We start from the raw sequence: 19,851 nt of genomic DNA, 5'->3' as shown, positions 1-19,851 counted from the left end.
GTTTACGAGGCGATTACGGATGCTATTCACATCCGAGATTCACTCGTCGACGATCGGGGGCGGTTCAGCGGTCGAGCGCGCGGGTGACGAGCGCGGTCGCCCACTCGGCGATCGGGTCGCCCGCGGCGGTCGCGCCGAACGGGAACACCGACGTGTCCGTGAGCCCCGGGGTGACGGCGACCTCGAGGACGTGCGGGACACCCTCACCGTCGACGACCAGGTCGACCCGACCCAGGTCGCGCAGGCCCAGCGCGTTGAACGCCCGCAGCGCCACGTCCCCCAGAGCGCCTGCGGAGAGGCCCGAGACCGACTCAGGGGTCGACAACGAGATGATCCCGGTCGAGTAGTGCGCCTCGAAATCGTAGACACCGTCGTGGGTTCCGTGGATCAGCACGGGCGGGTACGGGGTCGGGCCCGCGCCCCGGTCGATCACCCCGACCGCGACCTCCTGCCCGTCGACCCAGCGCTGCACGAGCGCCACGTCGCAGTACGCGAAGCAGGCGATCAGTGCCGGGGCCAGCTCGGCCTCGTGCTTGACCACCCGCACGCCCAGCGATGAACCGCCACTGTTCGGCTTCACGATCAGCGGGAAGGTCATCCGGAAGCCGAGCAGGTCGAGCACCTCGGCCGCGCCCAGCTCCTTGAACAGGGCCACCGGCATCAGCTGCGTGTCGGGCACCGTCAGCCCGGCGGCGGTCAGCGCCTGCCCGGCCAGGTACTTGTCGGCCGCGCGGCGTGCGGGCGCCGAACCCGAGCCGACGAACGGCACGTCGAGCCGCTCCAGCAGCGCCTGCAGCCCGCCGTCCTCACCCACCCCGCCGTGCAGCATGGGGAACACGACGTCGAACTGGCCCTGGCGCAGCGCGGCCACGAACCCGCCGTCCAGGTCGTGCAGGCTGGTCGCGAAACCGGCCGAGCGCAGGGCGTGCTGGACCTTCCGGCCGGACTGCAGGCTGATGTCACGCTCGTGCGACAGCCCGCCGGAGACCACTCCGACCCGTACCGAACTGCGGTCCACGCTCATCAGCGCATCAGCTTCCCGGCGATGCCGCCCGCCACCCGCAGCGCCGTGCCGTCGGCGCCCGTGGCGTCGAAGACCGGTTTGTTCGCCACGGCCTCGGCCACCGCACCGGTGAGCAGTTCGGCGTAGGAGACCTCGTTCGGCCACAGGTACAGGCCCATCGCCCCCGGGATCGTGTTGATCTCGTTGACGTGCAGGACGCCGTCGATCACCAGGAAGTCGACCCGGCACAGGCCCTGGATGCCGGTCAGCGTCGCCACCGTCTCGGCCAGCTCGCGAGCCTCGGCCTCGATCGCCGGGTCGACCTTGGCCGGGATCTCCCGCGGCGCGCTGACCAGCCCGGCGCCCCCGAGGTACTTGGCCTTGTAGTCGTAGATCTCGCCGTCCTCGGGCCGCAGCGGCCGCTCCAGCAGGCTGGACGAGAAGTGCGGCCAGGTGCGGAACCCGAGGTTGAGGTCGACCGCGCCCTTGACGAACGGTTCGACCACGGCGCCCAGCCGCAGCGCCGGAGCGGCCCGGACCAGGTCGCGGGCGGTGCCGAGGTCCTCGACGACCTCGATACCGATGCTGGAACCCCCGAACCGGGGCTTCACGATGTACGGGCCGCCGAACGGCAGGTCCTTCGTGTCGGGGGTGATCGCGCGGCGCTGCAGCGTGGGCAGGCCGTGCGCCTCGAGCAGCGTGCCGAAGGCCAGCTTGTCCATGCCCAGCTCGGCCGCACCGGCCGGGCCACCGGTGGCCGGGATACCCATCAGGTCGAGCAGCCCGTTGAGCAGGCCGCGTTCCCCGGGGCCGCCGTGGCAGCAGTTCAGCACCGCGTCGACGGCGATCTTCTTGGCCCCGCGCAGGCCGCCCCCGGCGTAGAAGCCGGCTGCCGCGCCCAGGCGCGGTTCGACGTCCTTCGCACCGGACGGCGGTCCGTCGACGTAGTCCTTTGCCTCGCCACCGTTCGGGACCAGGTGCCAGCCACCCGTGCGGCCCCAGTAGATCGGCACGACGTCCTGCCCGGCGTCCGTCAGTACGCGCTCGCACTGCAGCCCGGTGAGGATGCTGATGTCGTGCTCGGGCGAGGGCCCGCCGAAGATCACGGCCGTGGTCGACATGCGCCATATCGTGCCACGCCCGGCACAGGTCGCCGACCTGCGGCTTACGGGTAGTGGTCGGGCAGGTCGTTCTCGAACAGGACGACGTCCCCGCGCCGGGCCTGCTCGTGCACCTTCTTCACGGCGCTGGGCCGGTCGGGGAGGAACTCGGCCCGGCCGAGCCCGCCGTCGGCCTCGGCCACGACGCGCTTCACGGCCGCCTCGAAGGCGGCGCGATTCGTGTAGCCGACCACCATCAAGGACGCCCCGCGGGCCAGGACCTGCTCCCCGAGGCGCTGGTTCTCCTCGAACTCGCGGTCGCCGAGCTCGATCATCCCCGGCGTGACGACCCAGAGCCGACCGCGCTGTTCGTCGGCCAGCCGCAGCCCGAGCTCGAGCGCGGAGAGGGCGCCGTCGGGGTTGGCGTTGTAGGTGTCGTCGATGACCGTCACGCCGGCGGGTGACGTGGAGACCTCGCGACGGTGCGGCACCTCGGGGATCGACCCGATCCGCTTCAGCCAGATCGCCGGGGGCACCCCCAGCGAGCTGACCAGGGCGATCGCGACGGCCAGGTTGGTCGGGTGAACGGTCGGGGCGACGGGCCAGGACCCGAGGTCCTCGCCGCGGACGACGACGGTCACGGTGCCCGGGGTCTCCACCCCGGAGGCGGGCCGGACCTGGACGTCGGTCGCCTCCGGCCCCGTGCCGACCCGCCAGACCTCCTTGCCGGCCGAGACCTGCGAGTCCGCGACCGCGCGCAGCTCGGGCGAGTCCAGGTTGAGGACGACGGTGCGCGCCGGGACGAGGATCTCCGACTTGGCCTTCACGATGTTCGCGCGGCTGCCCATCCGCTCCAGGTGGACGTCGCCGATCGCGGTGATCGCGGAGACGTCCGGCGGGAACAGCTCGCACAGGGCGGCGATCTCACCCGGCCCGTAGGTGCCCATCTCGGCGATGAACACGTCGGTGCCGGGGGTGAGCCGGTCGTTCACGGCCTTCGACAGGCCCATCAGGTTGTTGAAGCTGGCCGGGCTGGGCACGGTCGCCTTGTACGGGCCGATCAGGTGGGCCGCGTAGTTCTTCGTCGAGGTCTTGCCGTACGACCCGGTGATCGCCACCACGGTCGGGTGGATCTCCTGAAAGCGCTTCTGCGCCAGCGTGACCCACTGCGCCGACAGTCGCTTCTCGACGGGCGTGGCCAGCGCGCAGGCGGCGTCCGTCACCACCGGCGAGCCGAGCGCCACGAGGCCGGCGAGCAGGACCCCCAGGGCCTGCACCCACACGGGCGAGGCGAGCGCGAGACCCAGCGCGACGGCGTCCAGCACCAGCACGAGGCTCAACCCGGCGAGCGCGAGCCGGCGGGCCCGCGGAGTGAAGGCGAGCTTCTTCTCCTTGCCCCGCCAGGCCAGCCCCCACGGCCAGAACGCGGAGGCGAGCACCGCCAGCACCGCGAGCGCCCCGCCCACGGCGACGCCGCCGACCGCGACGAGCAGCACGCCCAGCGCGAGGACCCCGAGCAGGGCGGCGCCGAAGCGCTGGTTCACGGGGACGACGCGCAGCCAGCGGGCGGCGATGGCGGTGACCCGCCCGGCCTCGTAGTGCTCGCGTTGCGCGACCCGCAGCCAGCGCGGCGCGGCCAGCAGCGTGACCAGGAAGATCAGGCCGACGTGCAGCGCGCTCATGCCGACACCTCCGCCGCCTGCTGCACCGCGTCGCGCACGGCCGCCTCGAGCGGGGCGTCGATCAGGTGCCCCGAGCCCTCGACGATGCGCAGCCGGGCCTGCGGGAACAGGGCCTGGGCCCGCTTGTTGCGCTGAGGCGGGGCCGCGGTGTCGTGCTCGCCCCAGACCATGAAGACGGGGCACTGGACCCGCTTCATCACGTCGTCGTAGGTCTCGTTGACCAGCGTGACGAAGATGTCGCGCATGACGCCGGTCGCGGCCCGGTAGTCGTCGGAGCCGGTGCGCTGCTTGCGCGCCTCCAGGTACTTCGCCGGGATCAGCCCCTTGTTCGTGGCCCCCCGCAGCAGCCGGTAGCCCAGCGACGGCGGCCGCACCTCGCCCCGGATCAACGGGACGCCGGTCAGTACCAGCCCCTTGACCCGCTCGGGGGCTGCGGCGGCCAACTGGACGGCGACGCGCCCGCCGAAGCTGTGGCCCACGACGATGCGGGGTTCGGCCAGGTCGTCGAGCAGGGGGAGCAGAGCGGTGGCGTACTCAGGGCTGCCCCAGGCCTCGGTGGGGGTGGGCGACGCGCCGAAGCCGGGCAGGTCGATGGCCAGGCCGGGCAGGTCGCCGAACACGCCCATGAGGTCGGCGTGCGTGCGGCGCCACCCGTGCAGGGCCAGGACGGCGGGGGCGCCGGAGCCGACGCGTTCGCCGAACACCTGGCCGTTCAACAGCGAGCTGAGCACGCCGTCACCCTATTGGTGCCGGTTCAGCCGTGGGACGCCAGGCGGCGGCGAAGTTCCGTCCGGATCGCGGGCCACTCGGAGTCGATGATCGAGAACACGACCGTGTCCCGGAACGACCCGTCGGGCATCCGCTGGTGCTGGCGGAGCACGCCGTCCTGCTTGGCGCCGAGCCGGGCGATCGCGGCCCGGGACTGCTGGTTCAGCCAGTGGGTGCGGAACTCGACCGCGATGCACCCGAGCGTCTCGAAGGCGTGCCCCAGGAGCAGCAGCTTGCTCTCGGTGTTGGTGCCCGTGCGCTGGGTCGAGCGCCGGTTCCAGGTCGAGCCGATCTCCACCCGCCGGTTCACGGCGTCGACGTTCATGAAGGTGGTCATGCCCAGCACGGTGCCGGCGGCGCTCAGCAGGGTGAACGGCAGCATCGTGCCTGCCTCGAGAAGTCCCAGCCGGCGGTCGATCTCGGCCCGCATGCCGTCGGGGTCGGGGATGCTCGTGTACGAGAGCCGCCACAGCTCGCCGTCCCGGGTGGCCTGGACCAGGCCGTCGTGGTGGTCGTGGCTGAGGGGTTCGAGCCGGACCAGGTCGCCGGTCAGGGTCACGGGCTGCAGGAAGCTCACGACGGGCACGTTAGGGGCGTCCACACCCTCGCCGCGAACCCTTTCGGGCCGAGGACGGCCCGTCAGAGCAGTTCGTCGAGGGTGGCCGCGGCCAGCACCGTGCGCAGGGCCTCGGCCGGAGCGAGCTGGGCCAGACTCGCGGCCACGGCGCTCACCCGGGGGTCCTCGCCGAATCGTGAGGTCAGCAGGGCCACCAGAACATCTTCCCGGCCTTCTTCGCGGCCTTCTTCGCGGCCTTCTTCGCGGCCTTCTTCGTGCATGGCCTGACCGAGGGTCGTGTCCCGGTAGATGTCGAGAATCGACTCGATGGTCATGGCAACCTCCTCAACGATTCCGGCAATTGTAGGCCGGTCCAGCCCGTTCGCGGCCAGGACGAATGTGTGATCGAGCAGTTCGGTTCTTCGCGCACCCCCTTCGGCGTCGATCAACCGGACGGCGGCGATCAGGGCGGCCCCACGTCTCGCCTTCACCCGGCCCGCCAAGGCCGCCAACGGCGCTGTGGCCGGTTCCGTCAGGAATGCCTCCGGCGACAGATCCCGCAAGTAGACGGTGACGAAGGGATGCGCCCAGGGCCAGCCCGCCACTGAGGGCACGCGACGCCCCCCGAGGACAACCACGTACTGGTCGATCCGGGACGTGTGGTGCTTGCGCATGATCGCCCCGCGGTACTCGAGCATCCGCGCGACGATCGTCCGGCCACCCTGACGCTCGCACTCGACGTGGACGATCCGGTCGACATCCTGGAGCACGAGGTCCGTGGTCAGGGTTGCACGCGTGAAGGTCTCGCCCAGCGACCGGGCCCTGGGGCTGACGGCGATGCCCAGGGCGGCGCAGACCGGGACCAGCCCCCCACCCATCAGCCCGCGCATCGCCCGGTCATGAACCGGCCCCGGCTGCTTACCCCCGCTGTCGGACGTCACACGGAAGAGCATCCAGGGCGTTACCGGCAAAACGGAAACGGCGTCTCGGAATGAGACGTCAGAGCCGGACGACGCGCCCCTGGGCGGCCGAGAGGCGGGCGGCGTCGATCACCTCGAGCGCCCGCACGGCGTCCCAGGGGTCGACCGGCACCGGACCCTGGCCGCGCACGGCCGCCCCCCACAGCTCGTAGAACAGGTCCCACCGGCCGCGCTCGCTCGGCACGATCTCCACGGCGCCGCCGTACTGCAGCCGGCCCCACGCCATCTCCGGCTCCTCGAGCCAGCCGGGCACGTCGACCGGCGAGAACCCGGCCTTGAGGGCACTCTCCTGACCGTCCATCAACTCCCGGACGACGTAGGCCGCCTGCGTGCCGACCACCCGGAACCTTGGGCCGGGGGCCGGGTGCCACCAGCTGCCGGCCAGGTGCGATCGGGCCCCGGACTCGTGTTCCAGCGCGATGAACCAGTCGTCCTCGAGGGGGTGCCGTCCGGCGCGGGGCTGCGGCGCGTCGGTGCGCGTGCTCACCTCGGCGTAGACCGTGACGGCCGGGCCGAGCAGAACCAGGGCCTGGTCGACGAGGTGGGCGCCGAAGTCCAGCAGCAGCCCGCCCCCGGCCAGTCCGACGGGCTTGTCGGGGGCGGACAGCCGCTCGAAGCGCGACTCGAACCGGAGCACCTCACCGAGGCGACCGGCGTCCACCAGCGACTGCAGGGTGCGGAAATCCGAGTCCCAGCGCCGGTTCTGGTACACCGACAGCAGGACGCCAGCCGCCTCCGCCGCCTCGACCGCCTCCCGTGCTGACGTGCGGTCGAGCGCGAACGGCTTGTCGCTGACCACCGGCACGCCGGCCGCGATCGCCTGCTGCACCAGCGACACGTGGGTGGCGGCCGGGGTCGAGATGGTGACAGCGTCGACGGCGCCGGACTCCAGCAGGTCAGCGAGCGTCTCGAACGCCGGGACGCCGAGCTCGCGCACCTCGGCCTGCCGCTCGGGCGACGACGTCACCACCCCGGCCAGCTCGCACCCGTCCGCCCCGTCGATCAGCGGGGCATGGAAGAGCCGCCCACCCGACCCGAACCCCACGAGTCCCATCCGCGTCACCGCCACGGTGGGAATCATTCACTGTACGGTCAGTAACAGGAAATTCCCCCGCCGTGGCGTACCACCTGGCCTGAAGATCGCCCGCGACGGCCGCTACAGGGGCCGGTTCAGCCGCTCGGTCACCCACTCGTGGAAGTCGGCCAGGTGGTGCTCGTTGGGCACCAGGACGCCGCCGTCGCGGTAGGAGCGCGACGCCATGCCGGGCTGGGTGGCCTCGCAGGCGTCGAAGTCCTGCCGGTTGACCCGGTCGAACAACTCGATCGTGCGGGTCAGGTCGGGCGCCTCGGCGAGGGTCTCGGGCGCGAACAGCCAGTCGCACTCGACCAGGGTGCGGTCGGCGGCCAGCGGGTACATCCGGTGCACGACGACGTGGTCGGGCATCATGTTGATGAAGACGTTGGGGCGCACGGTGATCGCGTAGTACTTCCGGTCCCGCTCCGGCGCCAGGCCGGGGATCGTGCCGAGGCCCTCGCTCCCGTCGACCGTGAAGCCCTGGACGTCGTCGCCGAACGAGGCCCCGTGCCCGACGTACGACTGCGCGGCCCACCCCTCGGTGAACTCGGGCAGCACCTCGGTCAGCTCGGGGTGGATCGTCGCGCAGTGGTAGCACTCCATGAAGTTCTCGATGAGGAGCTTCCAGTTGGCCCGCACGTCGTACTCGATCCGGTGACCGACCGTCAGGGAGTCGATCTTCCAGTCCCCGATGGCGTTCTCCTCCCCGAGCCGGGTGGTGGCCGAGCCCAGCACGTCCTGCTCGAAGCTGGGCGGGGCGTCGGCCAGGTTCACCCAGGCGTAGCCGATCCACTCGCGCAGGTGGACCTCACGCAGCCCGTAGTCCTCCTTGCGGACGCCCTCGAACGACGCGAGATTCGGCGCGGCGATGAGCTTCCCGTCGAACCCGTAGGTCCAGGCGTGGTACATGCACTGGATGCTGCGGCGCAGCTCCCCCTCCGGCTGCCGGCACAGCTGAGCGCCGCGGTGCCGGCACACGTTCAGGAACGCCCGCAGGGCGCCGTCGCGGCCGCGCACCACGAGGACGCTCTCGCGCCCGACCTGCCGGGTGACGAACTTCCCGGGGGTGGGCAGGTCGGTGGCCCGGGCGACGGCGAACCAGGTCCGCTCGAAGATGCGCTCCTGCTCACGGGCGAAGCCGGCCGGGTCGGTGTAGTCCGACCCGGGCGGCGTGCCGATCAGACTCTCCGGGAGGCTGACAGTGGTCATGAGCAGGCACCTTTCGACTATGCAGTGCTGAGTTGGGCGTGACTCTTGACGAGTTCGCGACGCCACTTGTTGAAGGTCCGCGGGATGCCGACCCCGAGCACGGCCACCGGCAGCTCCCCGCGCCGGTAGACCGCCACGAAGGAGCGACCGCCGTCCTCGCCCGGCTCCAGGGCGCCGTCGACGATCTCGAACTCGTCGCCGTCGGCCCGGAAACCGGCGAACTGCAGGCGGACCCCGTACTGGTCGGACCAGAAGTACGGGATGACCGCGTGCGGCGGCTGCGCAGGCGGGTCGACGCCGAGCAGGGCCGCGGCGGCCACGTTCGGGTGCTGCAACGCGTCGGTCCAGTGCTCGCCGCGCACGACCCGGCCGGCCAGCGGGTCGAAGACCGCGGCCACGTCGCCGGTGGCGACGACCCCGGGCAGGTTGGTCCGCCCGGCCTCGTCGATCAGCACGCCGCCGGCCTCCAGGGTCAGACCGCTGCCGGCCAGCCACTCGGTGTTGGGCAGCGAGCCGATGCCGACCACCACGACGTCCGCGGGCAGGACCCGCCCGTCGGCCAGCTCGACGCCGGTGACCCTCGCCTCGCCGTGCAGCGCGGCCACACCGACCCCGGTCAGCAGGGTGACCCCGTGCTCGGTGTGCGCCTGGGCCAGTTCGCGGGCCAGCTCCTCGCCGAGCGGGACGGCCAGCGGGACGGCGGCCGCCTCGACCACCGTGACCTCGACGCCGAGTTCCTGCGCGGTGGAGGCGATCTCGGCACCGATGAAGCCACCGCCGGCGATCACGAGCCGCGCCCCGGGGACGAGCTCGGCCCGCAGCCGGTGGGCGTCGTCCAGCGTGCGCAGGGTGTGCACGCCGTCGAGCAGGTGGCCCTCACGCATCTCGCCGGGCAGCTCGCGGGCCCGGGCGCCCGTGGCCACGACCACCGCGTCGACGACGACCGGCTCCCCGCCGTCCAGCTCCACGGCGAACGCCCCCGGCGTGCCCGGTTCGGCGAGCACCTTCAGACCGGTGGCCCGTACGCCGAGCCGCCACTCGACGTCCAGCTCCTCGTCCTTGGGCATGCCCAAGGAGATGTCCTCGGCCTGCTGCTTGCCGGCCAGGAACTCCTTGGACAGCGGCGGGCGGTCGTAGGGGCGGTGGACCTCGTCGCCGATCAGGACGACGGAGCCGGTGTAGCCGAGCGAGCGCAGGGCGCGGGCGGCGGACAGGCCGGCGAGCGAGGCGCCGACGACGGCGACCGACGTGATCCCGCTCATCGACCCACCTGCCCGGTCGAGGAGTCGGTCAGGGACGCGGGGGTGCCAGGGGAGACATACACGGCCCCATCCTTCACGAAGACCGCGTGCGTGCGCACCGGTGTCTGCGCGGGCGGCCCGCTGACCGCGCCCGTGCGCAGGTCGAACATCGAGGCGTGCAGCGGGCACTCCACGGCACAGCCCTCGAGCCAGCCGTCGGCCAGCGAGGCGTCCTGGTGGGTGCAGGTGTCGTCGATCGCGTAGAAGGCACCCTCGACGTGCCAGACCGAGATCGGCAGGCCGTCCAGCACCACCCGGTAGGCCTCGCCCTCGGGGACGTCGGTCACCGCGCACACCCGGGTCTCGCTCATCAGTCCAGCCCTTTCCGGCCGCCGCCATGCGTCTTGCCTGTTGCGCATGGCGCAAGCCGAATGTTCCAGGCGCAACAAGTGTGCGGTGGAGGTGACTCCGGGAGCAAGGCTCCTGCGTTAACTCTGGTGACACCCGGGGCCACCCCTGCCCCTAGGCTGACGGCGTGGACCGGTCCGTGCCCGCGCAGGTGCAGTCAGTGGAGAGGGCGCTGACCGTTCTGGACCTCCTCGCCGAGCAGGGCGAGCTGGGCGTCACCGAGCTGGCCGCCGCGCTCGACGTCCACAAGTCCACCGCCTTCCGGCTGGTCACCGCCCTGGAGAGCCGGGGCCTGGTCACCCAGGTGGGCGATCGGGGCAAGTACCGGCTCGGGCTGGGGGTGCTGCGGCTGGCCGCGGCCACCACCGGGCGACTCGACGTCAGCCGCGAGGGCCGCGAGGTGTGCGAGGGGCTGGCCGCCGAGCTCGGCGAGACGATCAACGTGGCGATCCTCGACGACGGCGCGGCCGTGAACGTCCTGCAGGAGTTCGGCACGGCCTCGGTCGGCAGCCGGAACTGGATCGGGCGCCGGACGCCGTTGCACGCCACCTCCAGCGGGAAGGTGCTGCTGGCGCACGCCACCCCCGCCGTCCGCAAGGGCGTCCTCGCCGGGCCCCTGGACCGGTTGACCGACGCGACGGTGACCGACCCGCAGGCGCTGGCCATGCAGCTGGCCACGGTGAAGGACGCCGGGTGGGCGAGCACGGCCGAGGAGCTCGAGGTGGGCCTGACCGCCGTCGCCGCCCCGATCTGGAGCGGGGACGGGCGGGTGGTGGCCGCGATCAGCGCGTCGGGGCCGAGCTACCGGCTGCAGGTGACGCAGTTCCCGGCGGTCGCGGCCCGCCTGGTCGCGGGCGCGCGGGAGATCAGCCGGCGACTCGGGTACTACGCGGCGCCCTGACCGCTCGGTGCGGTGGGCAGGACGCAGGTGAGCACGGTGTGACACCGCGACCGCCTGGTGAGCACTGTGTGACACCGTGCCCACCCGGTGCGCAGGTTACTGCGGCGGCAACGGGTTCTGCGGCGGCTGCTGGCCGTAGGACGACGGCGGCGGCTGCTGTCCGTAACCCGGCTGTCCGTAACCCGGCTGTCCGTAACCCGGCTGCCCGTAACCCGGCTGCCCGTAACCCGGCTGCCCGTAACCCGGCTGCCCGTAACCCGGCTGCTGGGCCGGGTACGGCTGCGGCGGGTAGGGCGACGGGTACCCGCCGCCGAAACCCGGGAGGCCGCCCGGGTACTTCGGCGAGGGGCCGTACTGGTTGTCGGGCTGGCTGTCGAGCAGCGTGAAGACGAACACCACGATGCCTCCGAACGGCACGAACGACAGCAGCAGCCACCAGCCCGAACGGCCCGTGTCGTGCAACCGCCGGACCTGCACCGCCAGCGACGGCACGATCAGCCCGATCATCACGACGATCGCGACGATCAGCGCGACGACGAGCACCGCCGTGCCCAGCGTGTCGTCCAGGGCCATCGCGCCGGCGCCGAGCAGGGCCGCGACGATGAACAGGCCCCAGGTCACCAGCAGGTAGAAGAGCCCGAACCACCAGAACTCCGAGCGCCGCGCCCGACCACTGAACGTGGCGTACTGCGACAGGACGCTGCGCACCGCCTGCATGAACGACACCGGGAGACCCCCTGGTTGGAAGACGACGAACGCGGACGCGCCCCGGCGCAAATTAGCAGCGCCGGGGCACGGAACGACTCAGACCGGGTAGCCGGCGCCCTTGGGCGACGGGCCGTACTGGTTCGGCTGCGGCTCGCCGTCCAGGGCCAGGAAGACGATGATCACGATCCACCCGATGACCGGGATGATGGCGATCAGCACCCACCAACCCGACCGGCCGGTGTCGTGCAGCCGGCGGACGGCGACGGCCAGGCCCGGGATCAGGAAGGCCAGGCCGACCAGCAGCTGCAGGACGCCGTAGCTGCCGACCACGCCGTCCAGGCCGACGATCCGGTCGATGATCGAGGCGACGATGCTGACGATGAGGTTGAACAGGAAGAACCACCAGTACTCGGACCGGCGGGCGCGCCCGGAGAAGTCGGCGTACTTCTGGGTCAGGACGGTCTGGACCGCCTCTTGGAACGACATGAATCCCCTCCGTGGGACTGCTTTCAGCCTCTGATCAGCTGAGATACGGAGGCGAAACGTAGCGCGTCCGACCCTCCACTTTCACAGGAAAAGGTGAGATCGCACCGTACGGCTCGATAACGGTCATTCCGGCCGGCCGAACCAGTACGCCGGTTGCGGTGACGTGTTCTCGTAGACGTGCTTGGCCTCCTGGTACTCGGCCAGCCCGGTGGGCCCGAGCTCGCGGCCGGTGCCGGACCGCTTGAACCCGCCCCACTCGGCCTGCGGCAGGTAGGGGCCGAAGTCGTTGATCCAGACCGTGCCGTGCCGCAGCGCCCCGGCCACCCGGTGGGCCCGGTCGCGGTCGCCGGTCCAGACGGCCCCGGCCAGGCCGTAGTCGGTGTCGTTGCCCAGCGCGACGGCCTCGGCCTCCGTCTCGAAGGTCTCCACCGTGACGATGGGGCCGAAGGTCTCCTCCTGGACGATGCGCATGCTGCGGTCGCAGCCGGCGAACACGGTGGGCCGGTAGAAGTACCCGTCCTGCAGATGGGCCTCGCTCGGACGGCGCCCGCCCGCCAGCAGGCGGGCCCCCTCCTCGAGGCCGAGGGCCACGTACTTCTCCACCTTGTCCCGGTGCTGCGCCGAGACCAGCGGGCCGGACTGCGAGGCGGGGTCGAGGCCCGGCCCGACGACGATCCGCTCGGCCCGGCGGGCCAGTTCGGCGGCGAACTCCTCGGCGATCGAGTCGTGCAGGATCAACCGGGTGCCCGCCGAGCAGACCTGCCCGGCGTGCAGGAAGGCCCCGGTCAGGGCGTAGTCGACGGCCGCCTCGAGGTCGGCGTCGGCGAACACGATGTTCGGGTTCTTGCCGCCCAGCTCGAGCGCCACCCTCTTCACGCCCTCGGCCGCCGAGCGCATGATCGCCTGACCCGTGGCCAGCCCGCCGGTGAACGAGACCAGTTCCACCAGTGGGTGTTCCACCAGCGGACCGCCCGCGTTGGCCCCCGAGCCGAGCAGCAGGTTCACCACGCCCGGGTACTGCGACAGCCCGGCCTCGGCCAGCAGCCGGACCAGCTCGACCGTGCTCAGGGGCGTCACCTCGGACGGCTTCAGCACCATCGTGTTGCCCGCCGCGAGCGCGGGGGCGACCTTCCAGGACATCTGCAGCAGCGGGTAGTTCCACGGTGCGATCAGGGCGCACACGCCGACCGGCTCGTACACCACGCGGGACAGCACGGTCGCCGACCCGGCGTCCACCAACCGCCCGGGGTCCCCCACCGCCAGGGCGGCGTAGTACCGGAAGACCGCGGTGACGTCGTCCACGTCGATCCCGGCCTCGACGAGAGTCTTTCCGGTGTCTCGGGTCTCGAGCTCCGCGAGCGCGGAGCGGTCGCGCTGCAGGAGGTCGGCCACCCGCAGCAGGAGGGCCGAACGCTCGGCCGCGGTCGTCGTCCGCCAGGGCCCCTCGAACGCCCGGTGAGCGGCCTCGACGGCCAGGCGGACGTCGTCCGCCCCCGCCTCGTCGACGGTGCGCAGCACGGAGCCGTCGGCCGGGTCGAGCAGGTCCCGTGTGCCGCCGGCGGCCGCGGCCCGCCAGTCGCCGTCGATGTAGAGGGTGCCCATCCGGTGCCTCCCGATCGCCCGAACTGTTGCTTAGACTGAAACGCGCTGCGGTCTGCGCAACAAGTACGCATCCCCACGATATGCCGTCGCCCTCGGAGGGGCCGTGAACCAGCGCTACGACTACGTGATCGTCGGTGGGGGCTCGGCCGGGTGCGTCCTGGCCAACCGGCTGTCCGCGGACCCGTCGACGACGGTGCTCGTGCTGGAGGCCGGGCGCAGCGATTTCGCCTGGGACCTGCTCACGCACATGCCGGCGGCGCTGACCATGGTGATCGGCAACCCGCTCTACGACTGGCGCTACCGGTCCGAGCCCGAACCGTTCATGGGTGGCCGCCGGGTCGCGCACGGGCGCGGCCGGTTGCTGGGCGGCTCGTCGAGCATCAACGGGATGATCTTCCAGCGCGGCAACCCCCTCGACCTGGAGCGCTGGGCCGCCGACCCCGGCATGGCCACCTGGGACTACGCGCACTGCCTGCCGTACTTCAAGCGGATGGAGACCTGCCTGGCCGGCGCGGACGACTGGCGCGGCGGCTCCGGCCCGCTGGTGCTCGAGCGGGGCCCGGCGGTCAACCCGCTGTTCGGCGCCATGCTGGAGGCGGCTCAGGAGGCGGGCTACCCGCTGACGGACGACGTGAACGGGTTCCGCCAGGAGGGCTTCAACCGGTTCGACCGCACGATCCGGCGCGGCAAGCGGCTGTCGGCGGCGCGCGCCTACCTGCACCCGGTGAAGGACCGGCCCAACCTGCACGTGAAGACCCTGGCCATGGTCCATCGGGTCGTGTTCGAGGGGAACCGGGCGGTGGGCGTCGAGTACTCCCGCGCCACCCCGTGGGGGACGCCGGCCGGACGACGGGTGCACCGGGTCTCGGCCGGAGAGGTCGTGCTCGCGGGCGGCGCGATCAACACCCCGCAGTTGCTCCAACTGTCGGGGGTGGGCCCGGCCGACCTGCTGGGCGGGCTGGGCATCGACGTGGTCGCCGACCTGCCGGGGGTCGGCGCCAACCTCCAGGACCACCTCGAGGTCTACGTCCAGCACGCCTCCAGCCAGCCGGTCTCGATGGCCCCGGCCCTGGCCCTGTGGAAGCGGCCGTTCATCGGGTTGCAGTGGCTGCTGGCCCGCACGGGCCCGGCGGCGACGAACCACTTCGAGGCCGGTGGCTTCGCCCGCAGCAACGCCGACGTCGACTACCCGAACCTGATGTTCCACTTCCTGCCGCTGGCCATCCGCTACGACGGCACGAAACCGGTCGACGGGCACGGATACCAGGTACACGTCGGACCGATGTACTCCGACGCCCGGGGCTCGGTCCGCATCGTCTCGACGGACCCGTGGACCCATCCCGAGCTGCGGTTCAACTACCTGTCCACCGACCAGGACCGGCGGGAGTGGGTGGAGGCGATCCGGGTGACCCGCGAGATCCTGTCCCAGCCGGCGCTGAAGCCCTTCGACGGCGGGGAGGTCTCGCCCGGCCCCGCGGTCCAGACCGACGGGGAGATCCTCGACTGGGTGGCCCGGGACGCCGAGACGGCCTACCACCCGTCGTGCACGGCGGCCCTGGGCACCGGGCCCCTCTCGGTGCTCGACCCGCTGACCATGGGCGTGCACGGGGTCGAGGGGCTCCGGGTGGCCGACGCCTCGGCCATGCCGTACGTGACCAACGGCAACATCTACGCGCCGGTGATCATGCTGGCCGAGAAGGCTGCCGACCTGATCCTGGGCGCGACCCCGCTGCCCGCCGAACACGTCCCGTTCTACCGGCACCGCGCACCACGCTGACCCACGCCGGACGGCACCCACCGGGCAGCACCCACTCGGCCGTAGGCCGACCAGGTACCCACCCCCGCGCGCACACGCGCCGCGCGTGCGTACTCGTTCAGGTCGTGAAGCGCCGTGCCGATCACTACGACGTGGAGGAACAGACCTTCGACGGGCCCGAAACAGCCGCGGCAGAGCAGAGACGGCTGGACGAGTTGGACACGTACGACATCCTGGACACGCCCGAGGAGGCGGCCTTCGACGCGTTGGCCGACGCCGCGGCCGCGGTCGCCGGGACGCCCTCCGCCGCGGTCGTGTTCATCGACCGGCAGCGCCAGTGGTTGAAGGCGCGTACGGGCCTGGACTTCACCGAGACCGAACGCGAGATCGCCTTCTGCGACCGGGTCGTCGCCGAGGACGCGCCCCTGATCGTGCGCGACGCCTCGACCGACCCGAGGTTCTCGGCGTACTCGAACGTCACCGGCGATCCGAAGATCCGGTTCTACGCGGGCTTCCCGCTGCGCTCGCCCGACGGCCCGGTGCTCGGCTCGCTGTGCGTCATCGACTACGTGCCGGGCGACATCACGCAGGAGCAGCAGGGCGTCCTGCAGACCCTGGCCGACCAGGTGATGACCCAGCTGCTGCTGCGCCGCGAACTGCGGGCCCGCGCCGAGCGGCTGGCCGAACGCGAGCTCATCCTCCAGCGACTCCAGATCACCGAGGCGAAGTACCGGCAGCTGATCGAGCAGTCCCGCGACATCTTCGCCCAGCACCGGCTCGACGGCTCGGCGCTGTACGTCTCGCCGGCCGTGACGGACATCCTCGGGGTCGACCCGAGCGAGGCCCTCGACAACGGGCTCGGGGGGCGGGTGCACCCCGACGACATGCATGTCTTCGTCGACGCCGTCGAGCGGGTGGCCTCCGGCGAGAACGTCCTGATGGTCGGCCGGATGCACGACGTGGACGGCGAGTGGCACTACCTCGAGATGTCGATGATCCCGGTGCGCGACGCCGCCGGGACGGTGACCGAGTTCTACTCCACCACCCGGGACGTGACCGACCGGGAACGGGCCACGGCCGAGCTCCTGGCCGCCACCGAGGAGATCGCCCAGCGCAGCGCCCGCATGGAGGCGGCCGAGCGGATCGCGGGTTTCGGCGTCTGGAACTGGGACCTCACCACCGGCCTGGTCACCTGGTCCGAGCAGATGCACCGGATCTTCGGGACCGACCCCGGCACCTTCGACGGCACCCTCGACACCTACCTGAGCTACGTCCACGAGGGCGACCGGACGTGGGTGAACGAGACCGTGGGCGAGGCCCTCAAGCACGGGCAGAACTACGAGATGCAGCACCGGATCGTCCGCACCGACGGCGAGGTCCGCATCTTCCACGTGCACGGTGGAGCCGAGTTCGACGCCGCCGGCACCATGGTCCGCCTCGCCGGCACCGGCCAGGACGTGACGGACTCCGTGACCCAGCTGGCGGCCCTGGAGGCGGCGAACGAGGAGATCGCGGCCCGGGGGGCGCGGATGGACGAGGCCCAGCGGATCGCCGGCTTCGGCAGCTGGACCTACGACATCGCCGCCGACTCGATCAGCTGGTCCGATCAGATGCACCGGATCTTCGGCACCGATCCCGACGCTTTCGAGGCATCGCTGGAGGCCTACTACGAGCGCCTCCCGGAGGAGGACCGCCGCAGGCTGGCCCAGGCGCTGGAAGGCGTCTACGCGACCGGTGAGCCGTACGAGATCGAGCACCGGGTGATCCGGATGGACGGAGAGGAGCGCATCTTCCTGGCCCAGGGCCAGCTGGAGCGCGATGCCGACGGCAACCCGGCCCGATTGAGCGGCACGGGCCAGGACATCACCGACCTGCGCCGCGCCCAGAACGAACTCGTCGAGGCGCGCGACCTGTTCGTCCAGCTGCTCTCGACGGCGACGACGACCGGGATCGTCGGCATCGACCTCGAGGGCCGCATCTCCATCTTCAACAAGGGGGCCGAGCACCTGCTGGGCTACACCGCGGAGGAGATGCTCGGCACCACCCGGTACCTCGACTACCACCCCGCCGAGCAGTACGAGGCTCGCGCGGCCTACATCACGGCCGCGGTCAAGGACGGCGCCGACCCGACGATGCCCGACGGCACCGACGTCCTGAACTGCGAGTGGACGGCGATCCGCAAGGACGGCGAACTTGTCACCGTGCGCACGGTCATCTCGCCCATGCGTGACGCGAACGGTGAGTACTCCGGCAGCCTCGCGATCATGACCGACGTCACCGAGCAGCGCCGGGCCGAGGAAGAACGCGACCGGCACGCCGAGATGCTGCGGGCCGTCATCGAGAACAACCAGTCCGAGATCTTCGTGCTCGACATGGAGAACCGGTTCATGCTCGTGAACCGGGCCTACGAGCGGACGTTCGGGGTTATCGAGGCCGAGTTGCTCGGCCGGGACGCGGCGGAGCTGGTCTCGCCCGAGCTGGCCACGACCTGGGCCGAGCAGACCCGGGTGGCGCTGCGCGACGGGTTCTTCCGCGAACAGCAGGAGGCCGACCTGCCGACCGGCCGCCGGATCTACGACGTCATCAAGGTGCCGCTCTACGACGCGACCGGGAACCCCTACGGCATCTGCGGTCTCGCGCTCGACGTGACCGAGCGGGTCACCGCCGAGCGGGCGATGACCGACGCCCGCGACCAGGCGCTGGCCGCCAACACCGCGAAGTCGGCGTTCCTGGCCACGATGAGCCACGAGATCCGCACGCCGCTGAACGCCATCATCGGCATCACCGGGCTGTTGCTGGACAGCCGGCTCGACGAGGAGCAGCAGGAGCTGCTGACGACGATGCGGGGCAGCGGCGACCAGCTGCTGGCCCTGATCAACGACATCCTCGACTTCTCCAAGATCGAGGCCGGCGAGCTCGACCTGGAACGCCGGCCGTTCGACCTGCGCGACGTCGTCGAGGAGACCGTGGCCCAGTTCTCCGGTACCGCAGGGGCTCTCGAGCTGATCTGCGATGTGGACGGCGACCTCCCGACGACAATGATCGGTGACCTGACCCGGATCCGTCAGGTGCTGACCAACCTGATCGGAAACGCCGTGAAGTTCACCTCCGAGGGCGAGGTGCTGGTACGGGTGCACCGGGCCCGCGCCGAGGACTCGCCTCAGGACGCCTCAGGTCCCGGGGTGACCCTGACCTTCGAGGTGAAGGACACGGGGATCGGCATCCCGGCCGACAGCCTGGACCGGCTGTTCCAGTCGTTCAGCCAGGTCGACGCTTCAACCACGCGCACGTACGGCGGCACCGGTCTGGGCCTGGCGATCAGCCGCGCCCTGGTCACCGCCATGGGCGGCCGGATCTGGGTGGAGTCGACGCCGGGCGCGGGTTCCACGTTCCGGTTCACCGCACGGTTGGGCCTGGACGACGCCGGCCGGTCCGCGCTCGCCCGCCCCGCTCCCGAGGTGGTCGCCCTGCGTGCGACGCTCGAGGGCGCCCGCGTGCTGATCGTCGACGACAACGCCACGAACCGGCGGATCCTGCGCCTGCAGTTGGAACGGGTGGGCATGGCCTGCACCGACTTCGCCGAACCGACGGCCGCCCTCGCCGACCTGCGGGCGGGCTCCCTGTACGACATCGCGGTACTCGACCTGGCGATGCCGGGCATGGACGGGCTGCAACTGGCCGCCCGCATCCGCACCCTGCCCGGTGGACGACGGCTGCCGCTGGTGCTGCTGTCCAGCATCGGCATGCGGCTCGGCGAGGACCAGCGCCTCTTCTCCGCCGTCCACACGAAGCCCACCCGCAGTGCGGCGCTCCTGGAGAGCCTGGCCCGGGTGCTGGAGCGGGTCCCGCTCGCCCCAACTGGTCGTGATCAAGGAAGTTGTTCACGGCCCTCGGAACCAGAGGCGAACCTGCCCGCCCAGCAGGCCGTGAACAACTTCCTTGATCACGACCAGTCCAGGACGCCGCGCAGCAGCCTGCGCGTGCTCCTCGCGGAGGACAACGACGTGAACCAGAAGGTCGCGGCGCTGATGCTGCGCAAGCTCGGGCACTCGGTGGAGCTGGCCGGGGACGGCGCGCAGGCGCTGGCCGCGATGCTCGCCGGCCCCTACGACGTGGTCCTGATGGACATGCACATGCCGGTGATGGACGGCCTCGAGGCGACGCGGCGGATCCGGTCCGACGTGCCCGCCGCGCAGCAGCCGCGGATCGTCGCGATGACGGCGAGTGTGACGATGGAGGACCGCGAGGCGTGTGCCGCCGCGGGGATGGACGCCTACCTGGCCAAGCCGGTCCGGCAGGAGCAGCTGGCCGCGGTGCTCGCCCAGAGCATGGCCGCCGAACCCGCCTGACCCTCTCCCGGCGACGTTTACCGGACC

The 19,851-nt window shown here is 71.6% G+C and carries 16 protein-coding genes; 3 read left to right on the top strand and 13 right to left on the bottom strand.

The features are described from left to right. Positions 1 to 64: 64 nt before the first annotated feature. From ACIB24_RS04985 to ACIB24_RS04940, 10 genes are all read right to left on the bottom strand, one after another. Entirely contained in the window at positions 65 to 1,024 is a 960-nt protein-coding gene (locus ACIB24_RS04985; RefSeq protein ID WP_398276001.1) for a D-alanine--D-alanine ligase family protein, read from the bottom strand. Continuing rightward, positions 1,024 to 2,124: a hypothetical protein gene (locus tag ACIB24_RS04980; protein ID WP_398275998.1), complete on the bottom strand. Its 1,101-nt coding sequence runs from the start codon at positions 2,122 to 2,124 to the stop codon at positions 1,024 to 1,026. The genes ACIB24_RS04985 and ACIB24_RS04980 overlap by 1 nt, the downstream gene beginning before the upstream one ends. A gap of 44 nt (positions 2,125 to 2,168) precedes the next feature. Continuing rightward, complete coding sequence (locus tag ACIB24_RS04975; RefSeq protein WP_398275996.1) at positions 2,169 to 3,785, bottom strand: Mur ligase family protein; 1,617 nt, start codon at positions 3,783 to 3,785, stop codon at positions 2,169 to 2,171. Further along, the gene (locus ACIB24_RS04970; protein WP_398275993.1) at positions 3,782 to 4,516 is read right to left on the bottom strand and encodes an alpha/beta fold hydrolase; all 735 of its coding nucleotides are present in this window, start codon (positions 4,514 to 4,516) and stop codon (positions 3,782 to 3,784) included. Before ACIB24_RS04970 ends, ACIB24_RS04975 begins: the two co-directional genes overlap by 4 nt. A 23-nt stretch (positions 4,517 to 4,539) precedes the next feature. After that, complete coding sequence (locus tag ACIB24_RS04965; RefSeq protein ID WP_398275990.1) at positions 4,540 to 5,130, bottom strand: GNAT family N-acetyltransferase; 591 nt, start codon at positions 5,128 to 5,130, stop codon at positions 4,540 to 4,542. A 62-nt stretch (positions 5,131 to 5,192) separates the two neighbouring features. Continuing rightward, complete coding sequence (locus ACIB24_RS04960) at positions 5,193 to 6,050, bottom strand: hypothetical protein (RefSeq protein WP_398275987.1); 858 nt, start codon at positions 6,048 to 6,050, stop codon at positions 5,193 to 5,195. Between the two features lie 58 nt (positions 6,051 to 6,108). Then, the gene (locus tag ACIB24_RS04955) at positions 6,109 to 7,143 is read right to left on the bottom strand and encodes a Gfo/Idh/MocA family protein (RefSeq protein ID WP_398275984.1); all 1,035 of its coding nucleotides are present in this window, start codon (positions 7,141 to 7,143) and stop codon (positions 6,109 to 6,111) included. Between the two features lie 102 nt (positions 7,144 to 7,245). After that, positions 7,246 to 8,373: an aromatic ring-hydroxylating dioxygenase subunit alpha gene (locus ACIB24_RS04950; protein ID WP_398275981.1), complete on the bottom strand. Its 1,128-nt coding sequence runs from the start codon at positions 8,371 to 8,373 to the stop codon at positions 7,246 to 7,248. 17 nt (positions 8,374 to 8,390) lie between these two features. Next, a complete protein-coding gene (locus tag ACIB24_RS04945; RefSeq protein ID WP_398275978.1) occupies positions 8,391 to 9,635 on the bottom strand; it encodes an NAD(P)/FAD-dependent oxidoreductase in 1,245 nt (414 codons plus the stop codon). Next, the gene (locus ACIB24_RS04940; protein ID WP_398275975.1) at positions 9,632 to 9,985 is read right to left on the bottom strand and encodes a bifunctional 3-phenylpropionate/cinnamic acid dioxygenase ferredoxin subunit; all 354 of its coding nucleotides are present in this window, start codon (positions 9,983 to 9,985) and stop codon (positions 9,632 to 9,634) included. Before ACIB24_RS04940 ends, ACIB24_RS04945 begins: the two co-directional genes overlap by 4 nt. Positions 9,986 to 10,149: 164 nt before the next feature. Between ACIB24_RS04940 and ACIB24_RS04935 the strand changes: the two genes are divergently transcribed. Continuing rightward, a complete protein-coding gene (locus tag ACIB24_RS04935) occupies positions 10,150 to 10,923 on the top strand; it encodes an IclR family transcriptional regulator (protein ID WP_398275972.1) in 774 nt (257 codons plus the stop codon). A 96-nt stretch (positions 10,924 to 11,019) separates the two neighbouring features. Here ACIB24_RS04935 and ACIB24_RS04930 read toward each other — a convergent pair whose 3' ends face one another. From ACIB24_RS04930 to ACIB24_RS04920, 3 genes are all read right to left on the bottom strand, one after another. Continuing rightward, positions 11,020 to 11,640, bottom strand: a complete 621-nt coding sequence (locus ACIB24_RS04930) for a DUF805 domain-containing protein (RefSeq protein WP_398276772.1) — start codon at positions 11,638 to 11,640, stop codon at positions 11,020 to 11,022. A gap of 87 nt (positions 11,641 to 11,727) precedes the next feature. Then, the gene (locus ACIB24_RS04925) at positions 11,728 to 12,117 is read right to left on the bottom strand and encodes a DUF805 domain-containing protein (RefSeq protein ID WP_398275969.1); all 390 of its coding nucleotides are present in this window, start codon (positions 12,115 to 12,117) and stop codon (positions 11,728 to 11,730) included. A 123-nt stretch (positions 12,118 to 12,240) separates the two neighbouring features. Then, positions 12,241 to 13,719 (bottom strand): aldehyde dehydrogenase family protein, encoded by a 1,479-nt coding sequence (locus ACIB24_RS04920; RefSeq protein WP_398275966.1) that lies wholly within the window; start codon positions 13,717 to 13,719, stop codon positions 12,241 to 12,243. Between the two features lie 103 nt (positions 13,720 to 13,822). Here ACIB24_RS04920 and betA point away from each other — a divergent pair, with 103 nt between their 5' ends. Both betA and ACIB24_RS04910 read left to right on the top strand, forming a co-directional pair. After that, a complete protein-coding gene (gene betA, locus ACIB24_RS04915) occupies positions 13,823 to 15,496 on the top strand; it encodes a choline dehydrogenase (protein ID WP_398275963.1) in 1,674 nt (557 codons plus the stop codon). A 131-nt stretch (positions 15,497 to 15,627) separates the two neighbouring features. Further along, positions 15,628 to 19,824, top strand: coding sequence for a PAS domain S-box protein (locus ACIB24_RS04910; RefSeq protein WP_398275960.1), 4,197 nt, complete (start codon positions 15,628 to 15,630; stop codon positions 19,822 to 19,824). Positions 19,825 to 19,851 lie beyond the last annotated feature (27 nt).

Source organism: Spongisporangium articulatum (assembly GCF_044465595.1).
GTDB classification, from domain to species: domain Bacteria; phylum Actinomycetota; class Actinomycetes; order Actinomycetales; family Kineosporiaceae; genus Spongisporangium; species Spongisporangium articulatum.
Note: the sequence above shows the minus strand (reverse complement) of the source record. Positions and strands in the feature narration are given on the sequence as shown.

Coding starts and splice junctions, on each gene's coding strand:
- ACIB24_RS04985 (WP_398276001.1), bottom strand. CDS start 1,024: ATGAGCGTGGACCGCAGTTCGGTACGGGTCGGAGTGGTCTCCGGCGGG.
- ACIB24_RS04980 (WP_398275998.1), bottom strand. CDS start 2,124: ATGTCGACCACGGCCGTGATCTTCGGCGGGCCCTCGCCCGAGCACGAC.
- ACIB24_RS04975 (WP_398275996.1), bottom strand. CDS start 3,785: ATGAGCGCGCTGCACGTCGGCCTGATCTTCCTGGTCACGCTGCTGGCC.
- ACIB24_RS04955 (WP_398275984.1), bottom strand. CDS start 7,143: ATGGGACTCGTGGGGTTCGGGTCGGGTGGGCGGCTCTTCCATGCCCCG.
- ACIB24_RS04950 (WP_398275981.1), bottom strand. CDS start 8,373: ATGACCACTGTCAGCCTCCCGGAGAGTCTGATCGGCACGCCGCCCGGG.
- ACIB24_RS04945 (WP_398275978.1), bottom strand. CDS start 9,635: ATGAGCGGGATCACGTCGGTCGCCGTCGTCGGCGCCTCGCTCGCCGGC.
- ACIB24_RS04940 (WP_398275975.1), bottom strand. CDS start 9,985: ATGAGCGAGACCCGGGTGTGCGCGGTGACCGACGTCCCCGAGGGCGAG.
- ACIB24_RS04930 (WP_398276772.1), bottom strand. CDS start 11,640: ATGCAGGCGGTGCGCAGCGTCCTGTCGCAGTACGCCACGTTCAGTGGT.
- ACIB24_RS04925 (WP_398275969.1), bottom strand. CDS start 12,117: ATGTCGTTCCAAGAGGCGGTCCAGACCGTCCTGACCCAGAAGTACGCC.
- ACIB24_RS04920 (WP_398275966.1), bottom strand. CDS start 13,719: ATGGGCACCCTCTACATCGACGGCGACTGGCGGGCCGCGGCCGCCGGC.